A 2,017-nucleotide genomic window follows, 5' to 3' on the forward strand; every position below is an offset into this window, starting at 1 on the left:
TCTCATCCGGCCGCTCGCGTTCGCCCCGGTGACGCCGGCCGACACGGCCCAGACCGGCCTCACCCCCGAGCAACTGCGCCAGGCGCCCAGCCCGGCCGACGCGCTGGGCGCATTGGACCGGCGATTCACTGAGGGCATTCAGTACCTGCTGGTCGCTCAACACGCCGCCACCGAAGCCAACATCATCTACAATCAGCGCGAGCACTGCCCGGTGCTGGCCCACGTTGACTTCCTCGACACGATCCCGCTTGCCAGGCACCTCATCCCAGGTCTGCCGAACTACCGGCTCGACACGCTGCTGGCGCATTTCCACATCAAGCAGCCGGCGGATCGCCACCGGGCCCCTGCTGACGTTGACGTCACCGCCCAGGTGTTCTTCCGGATCGTCAGCGCTGCGGACGAAGATCCGCAGCTCAGTGATCTCGCGGCTCTGATGAAACTCGCGGGACGCACGGCCAAGTGCAATAGGATTAGGAATGAAATAACTTGTTCACTTCGGGGTCCTCGCGAGCCCGTGACCTGCGAAGACGCATATTGGCTTGCATTAATTACTTCATTACGAATTCATAGGCCCGTCCAGGGCGGCCTGTTCGACATCGCGTTCCCGACGGGAGAAGACCTGGGCACAACCGGTCTGAGATAGGACGGAGTTCACTTTGATGACCAGGGAACAGTCCGGCCGCGCCGAGGTCGGGTTCTGGTTTCATCCGCTGTGCCCGTGGGCGTGGATCACTTCACGTTGGCTCCTGGAGGTCGAGCAGGTCCGGCCGGTGCGCGCCGATTGGCGGATCATGTCGCTGGCCTACCTGAACCTGGTCCAGCGCGAGGGCAAGGGACTTAGCGAGGATTACCGTGACCTGATGATGCGTGCGTGGGGTCCGGTGCGGGTCTGCGCGGCAGCCGCCGAGCACGGCGGCCGTGGCGTCCTCGGACCGCTGTACACCGCGATCGGCACCCGGCTGCACAACCAACGACGCCGCGACGATCCCACTGTGATCACCGAGGCTCTCGCGGAGGCGGGCCTGCCCGGCTCGCTGGCCTCGGCCGCCGCAAGCACCGAGTTCGACCAACTCATCACCGACTCGCACGACGATGCGTTCAACGAGGTCGGCCTTGACGTCGGGACGCCTGTTCTCCGCATCGGTGGCACGGCTTTGTTCGGCCCCGTGATCACACCCGCCCCTCGCGGTGAAGCCGCCGGACGATTCTGGGACGGCCTGGTCATGGTCGTTGGGACGGACGGCTTCTTCGAGCTCAAGCGAACCCGGGACCGCAAACCGTCCTTCGAGTGAGACGCGTGAGCGGACACCACAGCTCGGCCAGCGTCGGCCGAGGCTCCGACCGTCCAAGTTCCGGGCTCGGTTCGACATCCGGTTCGGCAGGGAGGGCTGACGACGACCACGGAGCCTTGACTGGTGCGCTCCGCGGTAAGGCGCCGCTGTTTGCCGGGGTCGTTCAGCGAGCCCCGGTCAGCCGATCTAGGCCGGTGCACTGACCGCTCGCGCGATGCGATGGCCGACAAGCCGCTCGGCCACCGCGAGCGGATACCATGCGGCACCGTGAACCTCGGACTCCTGGATGCGCCCCACGTCCGCATGCGCCGTGGTGAAGGCGTACCCGATGTCGAGGTGGTAGTGATCCGGCTCGTCCTTCATCGGTCGTGCCGGAACCTGGCCGTACTCGATATAGACGGGGGTTCGCAACGCGGGGAAGACCGTGCCGGGGTCAACACCGGTCTCCTCCGTCAGCTCGCGCACTGCCGCGCCGATGAGTGTGGTGTCGGTCGGCTCCAGGTGGCCGCCAGGCTGCAACGTGATCCCGTATGCGCGGTGCTCGACCAGCAGGATCTCGGCGTCGCCGCGGACGTCACTACGGACCAGAAGCGCACCGGCGGTTACGTGCATCGGAAAGGTCCGCCGCGAGGCGAAATCCCGTCCTTGAGAAAGCAGTAGCAGCGGCTCAGCCAGCAGCGTGGCCTCGTCGGGGTAACACTCGATGTAGGCGGAAAGCGCACTCG

Annotated in this window: 3 protein-coding genes; 2 read left to right on the top strand and 1 reads right to left on the bottom strand. The window is 65.9% G+C overall.

Features of this window, described 5'->3' with window-relative positions:
* On the top strand, positions 1-643 hold a 643-nt coding region (locus AC08OJ_RS16050; protein WP_476596147.1), incomplete at its 5' end, for a 3'-5' exonuclease.
* Between the two features lie 16 nt (positions 644-659).
* On the top strand, positions 660-1,292 hold the full coding sequence (locus AC08OJ_RS16055) for a mycothiol-dependent nitroreductase Rv2466c family protein (protein WP_476596148.1): 633 nt from the start codon (positions 660-662) through the stop codon (positions 1,290-1,292).
* Positions 1,293-1,478: 186 nt separating this feature from the next.
* On the opposite strand, the gene AC08OJ_RS16060 is transcribed toward AC08OJ_RS16055, so the two are convergent.
* Positions 1,479-2,017, bottom strand: a 539-nt coding sequence (locus AC08OJ_RS16060; RefSeq protein WP_476596150.1) for an NUDIX hydrolase, incomplete at its 5' end; no start/stop codon positions are given.

It is taken from the genome of Frankia sp. CgKIO3 (assembly GCF_977946435.1).